At 57.8% G+C, this 15950-nt stretch carries 13 protein-coding genes and 1 tRNA gene; 11 read left to right on the top strand and 3 right to left on the bottom strand.

Annotated elements, in window-relative coordinates:
• The first annotated feature begins 452 nt into the window (after window positions 1-452).
• The 10 genes from AC0V6Q_RS12995 to AC0V6Q_RS12950 all read left to right on the top strand — a co-directional run bounded on the left by AC0V6Q_RS12995 (window position 453) and on the right by AC0V6Q_RS12950 (window position 11957).
• Window positions 453-641: a hypothetical protein gene (locus AC0V6Q_RS12995; RefSeq protein WP_486168799.1), complete on the top strand. Its 189-nt coding sequence runs from the start codon at window positions 453-455 to the stop codon at window positions 639-641.
• On the top strand, window positions 638-1021 hold the full coding sequence (locus tag AC0V6Q_RS12990) for a DUF3768 domain-containing protein (RefSeq protein ID WP_486168798.1): 384 nt from the start codon (window positions 638-640) through the stop codon (window positions 1019-1021). Before AC0V6Q_RS12995 ends, AC0V6Q_RS12990 begins: the two co-directional genes overlap by 4 nt.
• Window positions 1022-1066: 45 nt before the next feature.
• On the top strand, window positions 1067-2392 hold the full coding sequence (gene dcm / locus AC0V6Q_RS12985; RefSeq protein WP_486168797.1) for a DNA (cytosine-5-)-methyltransferase: 1326 nt from the start codon (window positions 1067-1069) through the stop codon (window positions 2390-2392).
• Window positions 2385-2864, top strand: coding sequence for a very short patch repair endonuclease (locus AC0V6Q_RS12980; protein WP_486168796.1), 480 nt, complete (start codon window positions 2385-2387; stop codon window positions 2862-2864). Before dcm ends, AC0V6Q_RS12980 begins: the two co-directional genes overlap by 8 nt.
• Complete coding sequence (locus AC0V6Q_RS12975; RefSeq protein ID WP_486168795.1) at window positions 2857-4209, top strand: type II restriction endonuclease; 1353 nt, start codon at window positions 2857-2859, stop codon at window positions 4207-4209. The genes AC0V6Q_RS12980 and AC0V6Q_RS12975 overlap by 8 nt, the downstream gene beginning before the upstream one ends.
• Before the next feature lie 178 nt (window positions 4210-4387).
• Entirely contained in the window at window positions 4388-4612 is a 225-nt protein-coding gene (locus AC0V6Q_RS12970) for a hypothetical protein (RefSeq protein ID WP_486168794.1), read from the top strand.
• 265 nt (window positions 4613-4877) lie between these two features.
• Window positions 4878-5735 (top strand): hypothetical protein, encoded by an 858-nt coding sequence (locus AC0V6Q_RS12965; RefSeq protein ID WP_486168793.1) that lies wholly within the window; start codon window positions 4878-4880, stop codon window positions 5733-5735.
• 153 nt (window positions 5736-5888) lie between these two features.
• The gene (locus AC0V6Q_RS12960; RefSeq protein WP_486168792.1) at window positions 5889-7376 is read left to right on the top strand and encodes an ApeA N-terminal domain 1-containing protein; all 1488 of its coding nucleotides are present in this window, start codon (window positions 5889-5891) and stop codon (window positions 7374-7376) included.
• A gap of 271 nt (window positions 7377-7647) precedes the next feature.
• Window positions 7648-9483: an NACHT domain-containing protein gene (locus AC0V6Q_RS12955; protein WP_486168791.1), complete on the top strand. Its 1836-nt coding sequence runs from the start codon at window positions 7648-7650 to the stop codon at window positions 9481-9483.
• Complete coding sequence (locus tag AC0V6Q_RS12950) at window positions 9480-11957, top strand: hypothetical protein (protein WP_486168790.1); 2478 nt, start codon at window positions 9480-9482, stop codon at window positions 11955-11957. Before AC0V6Q_RS12955 ends, AC0V6Q_RS12950 begins: the two co-directional genes overlap by 4 nt.
• Before the next feature lie 153 nt (window positions 11958-12110).
• Here AC0V6Q_RS12950 and AC0V6Q_RS12945 read toward each other — a convergent pair whose 3' ends face one another.
• Window positions 12111-13313: a tyrosine-type recombinase/integrase gene (locus tag AC0V6Q_RS12945; protein WP_486168789.1), complete on the bottom strand. Its 1203-nt coding sequence runs from the start codon at window positions 13311-13313 to the stop codon at window positions 12111-12113.
• Between the two features lie 177 nt (window positions 13314-13490).
• A tRNA-Leu gene (locus AC0V6Q_RS12940) sits at window positions 13491-13577 on the bottom strand.
• Between the two features lie 229 nt (window positions 13578-13806).
• Here AC0V6Q_RS12940 and AC0V6Q_RS12935 point away from each other — a divergent pair.
• The gene (locus AC0V6Q_RS12935) at window positions 13807-14775 is read left to right on the top strand and encodes a complex I NDUFA9 subunit family protein (protein ID WP_486168788.1); all 969 of its coding nucleotides are present in this window, start codon (window positions 13807-13809) and stop codon (window positions 14773-14775) included.
• 178 nt (window positions 14776-14953) lie between these two features.
• Here the strand turns inward: AC0V6Q_RS12935 and AC0V6Q_RS12930 are convergent, their stop codons facing one another.
• Entirely contained in the window at window positions 14954-15841 is an 888-nt protein-coding gene (locus AC0V6Q_RS12930; protein WP_486168787.1) for a dienelactone hydrolase family protein, read from the bottom strand.
• Between the last annotated feature and the right edge of the window lie 109 nt (window positions 15842-15950).

Below are 15950 nucleotides of genomic sequence, written 5' to 3'. Positions count from 1 at the left end.
GACGATCAGGAGCACTTGAAAGCGGAGCGGGAATTCCTGACGGACGCGCTCTGTCCCGCGCATTCTGCGCTCCTGAGGGCGCGGCATTCCTGAGCTAACCCGCAGGCACTCTTGCCTCTCTCATTGCCGGACGCCCGCTGGCGCACAGATCGCGCGCGCAGGACCTCCGTCGGCTTCGCGCCGTTGCAAGGGTGCTATTCTTTCTGGATCGCCGGGCGATCCCTGGCGGGAACACCAGGGGCTTTGCCCTCTCGTTCCCGAAACCGGAAATAGACGCCCCCGTGTGGCGGCCAAAGTCCGGCCAATTCGCGCTATGCGCGAAGGCCGATCTACATGCCCGCTGGCCCGCACCAGGGCATCGATTCCGGTTTTCCCTCCCCCTCCCATCCTCGCCGGAAGGCAGGCCGCATGCCGCGTGCCGGATGCGGCTTTCAGCCGAAGGAGGGCAGAAAATGGGTGATTTGATTTTGAGCTACCGGGCTTGCGGAGCCGAGTGCCGCGAGGACTGGTTGCGGATGCTGGCCAATGAGAACGGCTTGCCGTTCGGGACGGTGCAGCGTCTGGCCGAGGAGCTGGGCGAGTGGGAAGATTTCGGCGAGCTGGTTGAAATTTGTGAGCGCGGCCGGAGGGCGGTGCAATGACCGCTGGCACCCTTTCCCACAGCAAGCGGATTGCCCGGCTCAATGACCGGGCGCGGCAGGCGATGGGCCTTGCGTGCGTTGCAGTGGCAACCGAGGGCTTTCGGGCCTTGTCCGAGGAAGATCAGTCGCGGGTGCGCGAGCTGGTCGAGACATTCGACGCCTTCACCCCGGACAACGATCCTTATGGCGAGCGCGATTTCGGGGCGATCTATCAGGATGTCGATCGCAGCTGGACGACCGCGCGACCGGCGCGGCCTGCCGCAACCGTGTTCTGGAAGATCGATGCCTACGACCGTGACTTGCGGGTCGGCAGCGAAGACCCCGCCAACCCCGCCGTTACCCGGCGGGTGCTTACCATCATGCTGGCAAGCGAGTACTGACCGGAAGTGTCCTGTGGAAATTTGTTCCACAGGACACTCTTGCGGATGTTCTGCAAATGTTTCATCACTGGGTCTGGATTTGACATCTTGTCCTTTCCAGACCCAGTGGAGATGCCCGTGCTTGATCGCCGCACCGAGTTTACCAGACTGAGGGAATGCGCCGGATTGTCGATCGAAGAAGCAGCACAGCTGCTCCACGTGACCGAACGAACAATCAGACGCTACGAGACACCGGGATCACGCGGAACAGATCCATCGCCGCTGGCGCTGGATTTCGTTCGACGCATGGCACAAGCCGCCGCGCGTGCGAACTTTGTGGACCGCGAAAGGCCAGCCTTCCGTTTCATAGACCTCTTTGCGGGTATTGGAGGCTTGCGGAGGCCGTTCGAAGAGATTGGCGGAAAGTGCGTGTTCACCGCCGAGTGGGACCGCTGGTCACGCAAGACCTATGCCGCCAACTATCCTGACAACCCCTTCGATCACGAGTTCGCTGGCGACATCCGGCCCTACGCCGACGAGCCCTGGAAGGTTCCCGGGCACGACGTCTTGCTGGCCGGTTTTCCTTGCCAGCCATTCTCGATTGCGGGGGTCTCGAAGAAGAACGCGCTTGGCCGACCTCACGGTTTCCTGTGCGATACGCAGGGGACGCTTTTCTACGATCTCGCCAAGATCATCGCCCATCATCAGCCCAAGGCATTTCTGCTTGAGAACGTGAAAAATCTCGAGCGGCACGACCGGGGCCGGACTTTCGCCACCATCATGCATGTTCTCACACAGGAGCTCGGCTACAAGGTCCAGTACCGGGTAATCAGTTCCGCGCCCTGGGTTCCACAGAAGCGCGAGCGCGTGTTTATTGTCGGTTTCCGGGAAGAGACAGGTTTCAGCTTCGATGACCTGGAATTGCCCGAGAGCCGCGAGCCTGTGCTGGGTGACATCCTGGAAGACGATGTTGACGCCAAGTATACGCTGAGCGAGCATCTGTGGGGCTACTTGCAGGGGTATAAGGAGAAGCACGCAAAGAAGGGCAATGGCTTCGGCTATTCCGTCTTCGGTCCCGGCGATGTCTCGCGTACTCTCTCCGCGCGCTATCACAAGGACGGGTCCGAATGCCTGGTTTTGCAACCTGGCAACCGGCCCCGCAGGTTAACCCCGCGCGAGTGCGCGCGCCTCATGGGTTTCGACGAACCGCAAGGCAGCGACTTCATTATCCCCGTTTCTGACACTCAAGCCTATCGCCAGTTCGGCAATGCCGTGGTGGTGCCCGTAGTCCGCGCTGTAGCCAGGATCATGGCCCCCCATATTGTGGACGAGCCTGCTGCGAAGGACGCTGTCAGCGAACAGGTTCGCGAACCGGCTTACGCCCATGGCTGATGTGGTCTCGCCGGCTGTCCGCAGCCGGATGATGGCCGGAATCAGGGGCAAGAATACAAAGCCGGAGATCATCATCCGGCGCGGATTGCATGCACTCGGCTTCCGCTATCGCCTTCACGACCGCAAGCTGCCTGGAAAGCCGGACCTTGTGTTCCCGGCGCGACGGGCAGTGATCTTTGTACATGGCTGCTTTTGGCACGGGCACGACTGTCATCTCTTCAGGTGGCCTTCGACACGCGAGGAGTTCTGGCAGGCCAAGATCACCCGAAACCGCGAGAATGATCGCAAGCATTCTGCGGCACTGAACGAGGCTGGCTGGCGTCAGGCGACTGTTTGGGAATGCAGCCTCAAGGGCAAGACGCGTTTAGCCGATGGGCAACCCGTGAGACTGCTCGCGGACTGGCTTCGATCGGACCACGCGTCTATCGAGATCGAAGGACAGAACACGTCCGGACGGAGCGCAGATGGCTGAACAGTTTGACCTTTTCGCGGAAGATGGCAGCAGCCTTCTTGCAGAGTTGCTACGCACGTCGCGCGAACTCTTCGTCAAGAAGCTGTCCAACAACGACCGCGACTGGGCGCGGCTGAGAAACAAGCACCAGGGCGGTGTCTACGTCCCGCCAGCTCAGCGCGACAGCGGCTTCTTCCCGCCACTTGTCGCCAAGGAACGGGACGACCCGGAAGCCGATGAAATAAGGGAAGCGTGGTTCCAGACCGATTGGCCGCAGTACGGCATCGAAAGGAAGACTCGCCTGGTGCACTACACCAGCAAGGGTACTGAGACCCACATGACGCGGGTACCCAAGGAGGGATTCGCGGAATTGTCTCCTGCTTCCTGGCTCGTCATGTCGGAGGCAGAAGGGCGCGGCGAGCCGCGCTACATTTGCCTGACGGTCGATTCCGCCTCTGACGACGCGACCGTCCTTCTCGACACACTGGGTATCGATGCCGCCTTCACGGTAGGAATTCTCGATCCGGCAGCTGCGATCGCGCGCGAACGTGACGAGATACTGGACTTCGCTGAAGAAGTGGCGCTGGCCTGGCTCGCAGGCGAGATCGCCGGTTTTGCGAACAATCGGGCAGCAATGCCTGCGACTGCCGAACTCGCCCAGCTAGCGCGGACGAACTTTCTTGATCGCTACAAACTACCTTCGCTCAATCCTTTCGAGCTGGAGTTTCCTGGCGACGCGGTCCGGGAGATCAGCCGCAAGATCGAGTGGGACCTCTTCCGAGAATTCCAGCGCCGGGAGCGCGGCGTAGAACTGGTTCGTATCGTGCTCGGCGATGATCCGATCAAGATCGACATGAAGGGCGTCGTGCGGCGTCTGGTCGATGCAACCGGCGCGGTCGACCGTTTGATGCTCTCGGCCAGCCAACAACGCAAGTCGCGCGCCGGATACTCGTTCGAGCACCACATCGAGGCTATGCTTGAAGCGGGCAACATTCCCTTCGCCAAGCAGGTCGTAATGGACGCGAAGAAGCGACCTGATTTCGTGCTTCCATCGCTTGTCCATCTCAAGAAGCCGTACGAAGGCGCGCAGCGCGGACTTATCCTTAGCGCGAAGACGACACTTCGCGAGCGCTGGAAACAGGTCCAGCGAGAAATGGGCGGCAGCGACCTGTTTCTCGCAACGGTCGATGAATCGATCGCGGCCAATGCGATCGAGGATATGGCATCGATGGGCATCAACCTCGTCGTTCCGGAAACCCTCAAGAAATCGAAGGACACCGAGTATGTTCGCCATGACAACGTGCTCGACTTCGCCACGTTTTTCCGCGGGGAACTGCAGGTGAAGCGCTTGCCTGCCTGGGCCTGATAACTCTTCGTTGCCTTGGACTCGTATTGAGCACCCTCACTGGCCGCACGCGGTCAGTCTTCAATGCCCGGCCCGCGCAAGTTCGCTCCGCTCACCCGTGTTGGACATGAATCCTCCCCTTGGCCGTGCGGCCTTCTTGTTTGGTGCGACGAGCCACCAGACACGAAAGGACATCATCATGGCACGCAGCAATATTCCACCCGCGCACGAGACCAATCCGCCGGACTACCTTGCCTGGCATGTCGCCAACAAGGGCGACAAGGGTTTCTGGATCCGCATCGGAGCCGCGTGGTTCCACCGCGACCGCAAAGGGCTGTCGCTTCAACTGGAAGTGGTGCCGATCAATGGCCGGATTGTTCTGCGCACGCCGATGGACGACGAGAAAAAGGAGCCGGGCGCTTAGCGCCCGGCCTTCGGGCGAACGGATCGCAAGTCCTCCGATTGCGCCCGGGCAGTTTTCGGCATGGAACTACACCAAAAAATTGACATCGCTCGGTTCAAGCGGCCTGAATTGCAAACTAATCACTAACCCGTGAAAGTCTTAGCATGGGCGACATCGACGGAGGACGGAAATATAGGATTGAAAATTGATGCGAAGTAGTCCGGAAGCCATCTATCCTGAGGTATCAAACGGTGTGCGCACACATGCCAAGAATAAGGACAGCAATATGGCGGTTGCGAATATCGTGACGCGTACCAGCGAACCCGCGATTCGGAAGGGTGGCGCGAAAAGTCTCCCGTTTAAGGTCGCAATCGTCGGATGGATCGATTTGCTTGGTTATGGCGAGATGATCTCGGATGTCGGCTACAACCCCATAGCCAGCCAAGCAAAAAAACCGATCAGTCGGCTCCGCGCCTTTCACCGTATCGTTGCCGAACATAGCACCCGAAACTTTCGAACCCTCGTCCTCAACGACGGAGCCGTCGCGTATCGCGATCTTTCGCTCCGCGGCTCAGCAAACACAGTCGATTTCTTTTGTCGGGCCTGGGACCTCTTTGAAGCGGTAAATTCGCTAGAAACTCAGAATGGCTTCCCCGGCGCACGCATGGTCGTCGCACCGGGCCTGAGAGCCAAGGGAAGTCGACGCGCGATAGATTATACTTCAGGGCATCTAGACTCGATCCTGCGGCGGATGGCGGACGGCACCATTTCAGCCGATCAGGCCGTTCGCGAAGCGGCGGCGATCCAAAAGTACTTCGACGTCTTGCCTCAACTTCAAGCCAACTTCGCTTTTTCCAAGGCCTATATCGCCGAGCAGGGCGGCAGGAAATTTGGGCTCGGGGGCCCAGCCTTCTACGTCGACGATATGATCTTCGATGGCACCAAGCCGGACTGGATCGATAGCGAAGAGCCTATCGAATGGGAAATGCCGAAATACAAGCTGGCGACGACTTTCCATCCGGTTCGCGGAGCGCGGCGTCCAAAAGGGTCTCTTGGCGAGATCCCGGGATTTTGCGATGGGATTGGCGTCGCGACCCAGATTGCTGCGGAAGATGCGGCTGCCTATGCTATTCGGACGAAATAAACAAAGTACAACGCTATTAACGGTCGACACTTGAGGGGACGCTACCCAAAAAACCGATCATAATGCCTTTTACTAACTTCGCAGTGCAAGTGGACCAAGTCTGAGTTTTCTGGAGCGCTGCATCGTTCAATTGGCTCCTGACAACCAAGTCTAATGCTCGCTGCTGACCGGCTGCCTCAAAAAGGAAGAACGATGGCCAGTCCGCCTCCCGGAATTTACGACAGCTTCACCGAACAAGGCCTCTTCTGGCTTGCCGATAATCGGGACGACAAGGTTCCTGGCAGCTTGAGCTACGACCCTGAAAACGGGGCTGTGCTCAAGCTGGTCGGAATTTTCGGCGAGTTGCAGGACACATTCAACCGGGCTTTCAGCGGCAGCAACCGAGATAAGGATGCGGTCATTCATGGCGTGACCATGAAGGGCAAGCCGATCAGCCTGCTGCATGCTCACGACACAAACCGGCAATTAAACATGCCTCGTATCCCGCACGAAACTTGGACGTCCAATCTTTTGGTGATCGGGGCGCATATCACGAGCGCAGCTGACGAGGCGATTTTCACGAAATCCTATTTCCGTTTTGACGAGATCGAGACCTGGCTTGAGCACAGCCCGTTTACCCAAACCCTCAATCCCGAAGCGAAAACCCTCAATGTGTTCGCCGAAAAGCCGCGCGAGGTCGCTTTCGCCTCGCACGCGGACTTCGATGTAACCTCGGTTGGCAGTCTCTACTCGGACAATACGTCTGCCACGCGCTACGTCATCGATGTTCCGAGCCAGATGGCGATTACGCCCCGCAAGCCACAGTCGCTGAACTGGCACCTTGATCGTGCTGTAGGTTTGCAGGAGCTCGCTTCTCTTTGCACCGGACATTTCCTTTCCTTTACATCATTCGAACTGCGCGGGCCTGAGGTCGAACTGGGAGGCGGCGGTACGCGTTCGGCAGAAGTGCACTTCTATGCGCGTATGATTCATGGGGAAGCACGTGCGAAGAGCCCTTCCAAACGGCGCACTCCGATCGTGACCGGCCCCGAGTTGAATCGTTTCAACCCGCACGCTGTGCAGGTGTGGTTCAATCAGTTCGAGGACTTCAGCCCCGCTCTACGGCTCTTCTTCACGATCACAGCCGAGCGGGAAATGTTCACCAACATCCGTCTTCTTCTTGCAATCCAAGCGCTCGAGGTCTTGCATCGCCGTACCAGTGGCGAAACGGTGATGGCGGAGGAAGACTTCGGAAAATTTCGCGAGGCGATGGTGACGAACATTCCATCCGAGACCGACACCGCTATGCGCGAAAAGCTTGAGGCACTCTATCGCTTCGCAAATGAGCCAAGCCTCAAGCAGCGGCTCCGCTCGATCGTTACCTCGCTTACCGAGGCGTTCGGCGAGACACCGGGCGGCTTCAACGGCAAATTCATCCGTAAGCTCGTTGATACGCGCAACTACTACACTCACTTTTCGGAGGAATTAGTTGGGCGTATCCTCGACGGTGAGGGTATGCATTGGGCTACCCGCCGTGTCGTACTCCTGCTGACTTTGCTTTTTTTGCAGCGCCTTGGCCTCGCGGCAAACGATATCAAGCCGTTGCTGGAGCGGCACCGGGAATTTGCGCAATTATGGGCAAAGGCTGAACGCCCCAGTTGATCTGTCTGGCTGCTTTAGGAAGCAGTTTCTCGTACTTGGCTGTCCGAATAACGCTTCTTGAATAACATTCGGTCATTTTATTCCTCGTGAAGTCGGCCTTACCCTATAAGCAGTCCAACTTTAATCCCAACAAAGCTGGAAGCGATGATGATTCACAGCTTCACGACCATGTGAAGCCGCGAGCCTGTAATGGGATTGCGCCGACATCTTAGATTTGATTAAGCAGAATGCTAACTTGCTGTTTCAATGGAACAAAGGATAATGACCGCCAGTGAACGAATTCGTCGACCTAGACCGTACCTTCCACGAGCTTCCCTCCCATAAAGGGGACACCGACGACTTCGACTTTCAAGGGACATTCGGCCTTGGCAGCGCCCTCACATGGGGCAAACTGATCGATCAATTCCGGGTTGTCCTCCTGTCCGAAGCTGGCGCGGGGAAAACGGTCGAAATTCACCAAGCCGCCAAGCGCCAACGCGCCGCTGGCAAGCGAGCATTCTTTCTGCGCCTGGAACACGTTGCGGACGACTTCGATATCGCCTTTGAGGAGGGCTCGCTTACTGAGTTCAACGACTGGCTGGCTTCGGGAGATGAAGCCTGGCTTTTTCTGGATTCTGTTGATGAGGCTCGCCTTAAGGAGCCTGCAGACTTCGAGCGGGCGATTCGCCGACTAGGCCAGCGTCTTTCGCCAGCGCTGCAACGTGCGCACATCTTCCTCAGCAGCCGTGGCTCCGCATGGCGCCCGATCAGCGACCTGCGTCTCTGCGGCGATCAACTGAAGTTTCAGCCGCCCAAAAAGTCTGAGAGTTCAGAGGTTTCGGGCGAAGGAGCTGCCGCAAAGAAAAGTTTTGCCGTCGATCGGACCTCTACGGGGAAGGATGACACCCCTTTCAAACTTGTCGCGCTGGACGATCTTCGGGGACCGCAGGTCCGCAAGTTTGCCGCGGCAAAAGGTGTCGAGAACATCGACGCGTTTCTCGAAGCCATTGAACGCGCCGACGCATGGCTAATGACCCATCGCCCGCAGGACTTGGAAGAGCTCACCGGGTTTTGGCTGAAGAACAATCGGGTCGGGAACCGCTTGGAGCTGATCCGGGAATCGATCGATCAGCGGCTGAGCGAACCCGATCAGCGTAGGGATGAAGCCCGTCCCCTTTCCAAGGAAAGGGCTCGAATAGGTGCCCGCCTGTTGGCCGCTGCTACGACGATGTCACACGAGGCCGCCATTCGCGTCCCCGACGGAGCACAGAATGCGGTTGGTCTTCCAGTAGCCGATGTGCTTGGAGATTGGAGCGCGCCGGATCATGCAACACTTCTCGCCCGACCGATTTTTGATGAAGCGATTTATGGCACCGTTCGGTTTCACCACCGATCGCAGCGCGAGTATCTAGCTGCCGAGTGGTTTGACGGGCTGCTCAAGCAAGAAACGTCCCGGCGAGAGATCGAAACGCTTTTCTTCCGAGAGCAATATGGGATCGAGGTCGTCACGCCGTCCCTCCGACCAGTCCTCCTCTGGCTCATTCTGCTGGACGAACGGATGCGCGAACGCGTCTTGCGCATCGCGCCGGGGCTAATCTTTGAAGGCGGTGAGCCCGCAGAGCTGCCGCTGGAAACTCGACAACGGGTGCTCCGTGAAGTCTGCGATGCCGTCGCCCGCGGTGAAGCCGGGCACGGCATGGACTACGCAGCAGTCCAACGTTTTGCCAATGTCGACCTTGTCCACGAGATCAAGGATTTGATCCGTGAATATGGCCGGCATGATGACATTCTTTGGTTCTTGCTGCGAATGGTCTGGCAAGGACGCCTCAAAAACGCGCTACCTGAGGCCAAGCAATACGCCTTCAAAACCGACGCGGGTAAATATGTCCGTACTGCCGCCATTCGTGCGGTCTTGGCGCTTGGTAGCGACGAAGACGCGCGCCAGGTGCGAACTGCATTTGTCGATGAGCGGCGCCATCTTAGGCGCGACTGGCTGGCAGAGCTGGTCGAAAAGCTACCCTCCGATCAGGCATCCATTGATTTGCTCGTGAGGCGCTTTCGAAGACGGAGCCAAAGCGCCGTTTCAGCAGCGATGGTTTGGGTCAGGCGCTCTCGAACTACATCTTGAGCATACCTATCGACATGTTGCCGGGGCTGATCGCACGGCTCGCCAAACTCGTTTCCAAACGCCCGGTTATCGAGCGACTGCACTGCGAGATTTCCGAGCGGCACGGGTGGCTCCTTAAGCGTGTAGCACAAGGGGTGGAGCGTCTGGTGGAAGCGCGTCATCCAGCAGCACTCGAACAGGCCTGCTTATCCATTCTTCAAAGGCTGCCATCGGCCACCGACTATCAAGACTGGGATCTTCGAGACATTCAATCCAAGCTCCCAGAGCTGGTGCCCGCATGGCCGGAGTTGAACGACGCGCTGTTCTGGCATCATGTGAAGGTGGCGCGCAAATCTTTGAACAAGAAGCGCGGGGAACGTCTGACAGATTTCTGGCGGGCCTATTGGCATTCCTTCTGTCGCTTCTCCCCCGATGACTTCGATCGCATCAAGGCCGAGATTGCATCGCAAGGGTTCCGCGACGACCGGTTGGTTGCTCTCAGCTTGGCGTTCCGCTTGTATCGGGACGCCGGAAGGCCGCGTAAATGGCGCGAACAGCTTAAGGCCGTCTGCAAGGGCAAACCGACATTGGAGGCCAAGCTTCAGGCTCTTTTGCATCCTCCGCCTGCGAGCGATCAAGACAAGCGCTATCGTCGTCAGGAAGCGCAGTGGAAGCGCCGGAGCGAGGAGAGGGAGCGCCGGATCGCAGAAAATGAAGCCGAATGGCGCGCTCATCTCGATGCGAACTTTGAAAAGTTGCGTAGTCCGGATTTGCCGAAGCCCACGGACATCTCGAATGACCAATATTACGTCCACGAAAAGCTGCGTGAGTTAGGTGATCATTCCAGTCGCTGGACCCATGGCGAATGGCAGCTCCTGGAGGGTGTATACAACGCTGACATTGCGCGAGCCTTCCGTGATGGGGTGGTAGCCTATTGGAGGCGCAATAAGCCGAAGCTCCTGTCCGGAGGGAAGGCAGGCAATTCCACACCCTTTTCGACAATCTTTGGTCTAACCGGCCTCGAGATTGAAGCGAACGAGACTCCGCAATGGCCCTCCGGGCTTTCCGAAAACGATGCCGAAACTGCTTTTCGCTACGCCATGAGCGAATTGAACGGATTCCCTGATTGGTTCCCAAAGCTCTATCGCGCCTTCCCTCAAATCATCACCGATCTGCTGCTTCGCGAAGTGGATTACGAGCTTCGTACAGGGACCGCCGATCACGAGAGCCACTATGTCATCTATGACCTCAGCTGGCATGGGGACTGGGCCGATGAAACGCTCGCTCGCCCCATTTTCGAAAGGCTGAGCAGTCGTGAACCGAAGAGTGTCGGCACGCTTCGGTATCTTCTGACCATCCTGAATCGTTCGGGACTTGCAGAGGGCGAGCTTGCCAACCTTGCAGAGAAGAAGACGCAGCAAAAGGCGCTCGATCACGTCGCGACCTGGTATGCCGTTTGGGCAGGGGTTGAACCAGAACACGCGATCCGAGCCATTCGCTCAAAGCTCAGCAAACTTCGCACCAAGGCAAAGCGTGTGGAGCTCGCAATGCAGTTCATCTCGCAGCTTGTTGGCGACCGGCACGACAGATCGGTTGTTCGCCAATGTTACCGCACGCCCCAACACCTGCGGGACCTCATCATACTGATGCACGAGCATATCAAAGAGAAGGATGACATTGATCGAAATGGGAAAGGCGTTTTCTCGCCCGGCCTGCGCGATCACGCCCAAGATGCACGCAACCATCTGTTCGGCATGCTCAAGGACATTCCTGGGAAGGAAGCTTTCCTAGCGATCCAAGACCTAGCGCGACAGCATCCGGTGGTGAGTTCGCGACCGTGGATGCTTCATCACGCCAAGAACAAGGCCGAAATCGAAGCAGACCTAACCCCATGGACGGTTGCTCAGGTCTGCGAGTTCAACGAGAGACTGGAGCGAACCCCCCGCAATCATCGGGAACTTTGGGAGCTAGGGGTGCTCCGTTTCCTCGACCTGAGGGCCAAGCTTGAGGATGGCGATAGCAGCGTTGCCGATATCCTGAAGATGGTCGGCGACGAAATCCAGATGCGCAAATACATTGGCGATTGGCTGCGTGACGGCTCTCTCGGCCGTTACTCGATTCCCCAGGAAGAAGAGCTCGCGGACGCGAAACGCCCGGACCTTCGCGTTCATGGCACAGGCTTCGATGGTCCTGTGCCCGTTGAACTGAAACTCGCGGACAACTGGTCTGGCCCTGGCCTCTTCGAGCGGCTCGAAACCCAGCTTTGTGGTGACTATCTCAGAGACGACCGCTCAAACCGTGGTCTGTTTGTGCTCGTCTATCGAGGTCAGAAGACGGGATGGGATATTCCTGATCGCGACCGTTTGAATTTTGATGATCTGGTCGCGGCTTTGCAGGAGCATTGGCTTGCGATCTCTGCCAAATTTCCGGGTGTTGAAGAGATCAAAGTCGTAGGAATCGACCTCACTAGGAGATCAACCAAATCAAGTGGCTAACTCATTGCGTAGCAAAGTTAATTCGGACCATTCGATCAAGTCGCCTTTTTTGCGCGAAACCATATAATTTCTGTCAGTCAGACCAAGTCCAAATTAGCAGAGCTTACGGTTGAGCCTATTCATGCAAAATAGCTCTCTATGAGTAGCCGAGGTTTAGAGGTTCGATTTTCCTTTTCGAAACATGTCTAGATTGTCGCTCCACCATTGAGCCATCTTCACTCGCTCGTCCCAGTAGTTTCCGCGATTGTATACACCACGGATGGCATTGCTGTCGCCATGAGCGAGTGCACGCTCAATCGCGTCTGGATGCCAAAGCCCACTCTCGTTAAGCATGGTCGATGCGGTCGAGCGCAATCCATGTGCCGTTACTTCGTCTTTGGTGAAGCCCATGCGCCGAAATGCCGCGTTGATGGTGTTCTCGCTCATTGGGCGCTGGCCCGTATGGAACGCCGGGAAGATGTAGCCCTTGCCGCCGGTGATCGATTTTAGCTCTCGGAACAGCTCCAACACCTGCCGTGACAGCGGCACCACATGGGTCCGGCGCGCCTTCATCTTACCTTCCGGAATTGTCCAGGTGGCCTTGTCCCAATCTATCTCGTTCCATTCGCCGTGGCGAAGCTCACCGGGCCGCACAAAGACATGTGGTGCGATCTTCAACGCGAATTTCGTCGCCGGGTAGCATTCGAAATCATCGATAGCGCGGAGTAGCCCGCCCAACTTCTCAGGCTCAAGGATCGCCGCGTAGTGCCGTGCTTTTGGCGTGACCAGTGCGCCCTGCAGGATCGATGTTGGATCGGTTTGGCACTGGCCAAGCGCAGCTCCATACCGGAACACCCGGCTAGCGAAGGATCGGCATTTCTTCGCGGTTTCGAGATTGCCTCTGGCTTCGAGTTTCTTGAGCGCCGCCAGCATCAACTGCGGATCGACGTCGTTGATTGGCATATTGCCGATTGCAGGCTTGAGCAGGTCAAGGAACCAGCGCGCCTTGCGCAGCGTGGCCTCCGCCCGACCTTCCGGGACCATCTTCTCGTCTATATACTTATTGGCGATGACCTCGAAGGTGTTCTCAGCGCCGAGCTTGATCCTGGCCTTCTTGCGCTTCCGCTCCAGCATCGGATCGATGCCATCGGAAACCTTGAGCCGCGCTCGGTCGCGAAGCTGGCGCGCTTGCGACAAGCTGACCTCTGGGAACGCGCCGATGGGCAGCTTCTTTTCCTTCCCGCCGAAGCGGTACTTGAAATACCAGAGCTTGGAGCCGTTCGGCTTCACCAGAAGCAGCAGTCCCCGCGAGTCGTATTTCTTGTACGATTTGTCGGAAGCTCGGAAGCCTTTGATTTCCTGCACATTGAGGCTCATTTGGGGGCCTCACTTTTGTGCAAGTTGGGGCCTTTTGAGCTGGAGCCCCCAGCCGAGGCCCCCACAGACGTTGGAACAAAGCGGAACAAAACAAGACCTCGCTTTCTGCGCTAGAGGTCAAGAATGGCAGAATTCCGCCATTTCTGCAATGTTTTGGAACGTTCTGATGAGAACAAATGGTGCCCAGAAGAGGACTCGAACCTCCACGCCCTTGCGAGCGCCAGCACCTGAAGCTGGTGCGTCTACCAATTCCGCCATCTGGGCACGGGTGGCGAGCAGCTTGTTGCGCTCTCGCCGGGTAGGGGCGGGCAAATAGCGTTGCAGCTACAGCAATGTCAACGCAAACCTTCGCACGTATATCTCACCCCTTGCCCTTGCGCGCGCATTGGAGCATGGCGACCCCAATCAAACCCTCAGTTTCAAATCCTCCGTTTCCAACCTTCGCGTGCCATACCCTTGCGCAAATTGATCAGCTCTTCGGGATATACGAGCCATGTCAAAACCATCACCTCTCTCCAATGCTCTCGTCACCGTTTTTGGCGGAGGCGGCTTTATCGGCAACTACGTTGTTCAAGCTCTGCTTGAGCGCGGTGCCCGGGTCCGGGTTGCCAGCCGCAAGCCCGAGAAAAGCTGGCCGTTGAAGCCGCTTGCCAATCTGGGCCAGCTTCAGTTTACCCAATGCGATATCACCAGACCTGAGCAAATCACCAAGGCGCTTTCCGGCGCCGAATATGTTGTGAACCTCGTGGGTGCCTTTGCAGGTGACCTCAGCAAACTGATGGGCGAAGCGCCCGGGCAGATCGCAGCGCAGGCCAAGGCGAACGGGGTCAAGGGCTTTGTCCATCTCAGCGCCATTGGAGCCGATGAAAACTCGCCGACCGCCTATGCCAAAGGCAAGGGTCTGGGCGAACGGCTTGTCATGGAGGGTTTCGAGAACGCAACCGTGCTTCGTCCTTCCATCGTGTTTGGCAAGGATGACAACTTCCTCAACATGTTCGGCGGCCTGATCGAAATGGCTCCCGTCCTCCCCGTCTTTGGCCCCGATGCCGAGCTTCAGCCGGTCTATGTCGACGATGTTGCCGAAGCGGTGGCCGTAGCACTGGAAGACCCTGCCAGGCACGGTGGCAAGATCTTCGAGCTTGGCGGGCCGGAAGTCCTCACCATGATGGACATCAACACCCGCATCGCAGCCGCCTGTGGCCGCGATCCCAAGTTTATCGCCATGCCCGACGGGCTCAGCGGTCTGTTCGCCGCTATGCCCCTGACCCCGATGAGCCGCGATCAGTGGACCTTGCTCAAAGCGGGAAGCGTGGTAGCCGATGATGCAAACACGCTGGCCGAACTTGGTATTGAAGCGCGCCCGCTTGGCCTGTTCCTTGACAAATGGATGATGCGGTATCGCAAATTCGGGCGCTTTGGCCTTGCCAATGAGCGCGCAAAGCGCCGTGCAAACAAGCCTTAGATAACGCGCCATTTTTCGCAAGTTTTGACACACTTGACACACTGTCCAGAGGCAAAAAACCTTTGCCCTCTTACAGCCCGGTAAAAAGCGGGACCGGAGAGGGCAAATAACGGGCTGCATATCCCGCGACGCTTATACAATGCGGGGCGAGTAGGAAAACGCGCCCTTGCTAAAATCGTCAGGTCGCCGCCTGCAACTGTTCCGAATACAGCGTCAGCAAGTCCGCATAGGCTTTCTCAGCCGCTTCCTTGGCGTATGCCGGGCTGTCCGGCACGGTCCAGCCGTGATCGCCAGCATAAACCTCGACTTTGGCAGGACGCCCCGCTTCCTTTGCAGCGGCAGCGAACTTGTCCTTGTCGCCGGGTGCCTCGGCATCGTCGTCCTGCGCGACCGCGATCAGATAACCAGCCGTGCTTGCCCCGAGCAATTTGTGCGGGCTCTTTGCATAGTCTTCGCGTACCAGTCCCCCACCGTGGAAGCTGGCCGCTGCTTTAATCCGCGTGGGAACCGCCGCGGCGCTCCACACGGTGAACGGCCCGCCCATGCAGTACCCTTGCGTGCCGATCCCTTTGGACGTGTCGACTGCGTCTTGCGCATCGAGCCACACCACCGCGGCCCCCGCATCGCGGCCAATCGAATCCGCATCGAGTTTCTCGCGCCAGGGGCGAACTTTCTGAAAGCCTTCCGCTTCGATAAAGGCGGCGAAATCGGCAAACTGTTCACCCGCAACATCGCGGTAATAAGGGTTCATGATAAGGACGGCATAGCCTTCACCCGCAAGCCGACTTGCCATGTTGATTTTGGACGCGCGGATCGAGGCGATGTCAGGCCAGAAGATGACCGCCGGGTGCTTGCCTTCGGACGGGTGGATGAAAACACCGTCCATTACGCCATCGGCGGTCTGGAAGGTGACTTCGGTTTGTGTGACGGGAGTCCCTGCCACGTCACCTTCAGGAAGAGTGATATCGACTTCATGACATGCTGCCAAAACAGCAGCGGAGCCAGCAAGCACACCAAATTGCCTACGGCTCATCGCCCATTTCTTGAGATTGGCTTCATCACACATCGCGTCTCGTCCTCTTCTAAGTGGTGTTCGCCTCCAGTGATAAGCGCGCAAACACCCCATGGACAAGCAGCATTTTGCACGGCAGACTGCGTTTCAAGACGGGACTTAA

The organism is Erythrobacter sp. S227 (assembly GCF_057364925.1).
This window is presented reverse-complemented; position numbering and strand designations above follow the sequence as displayed.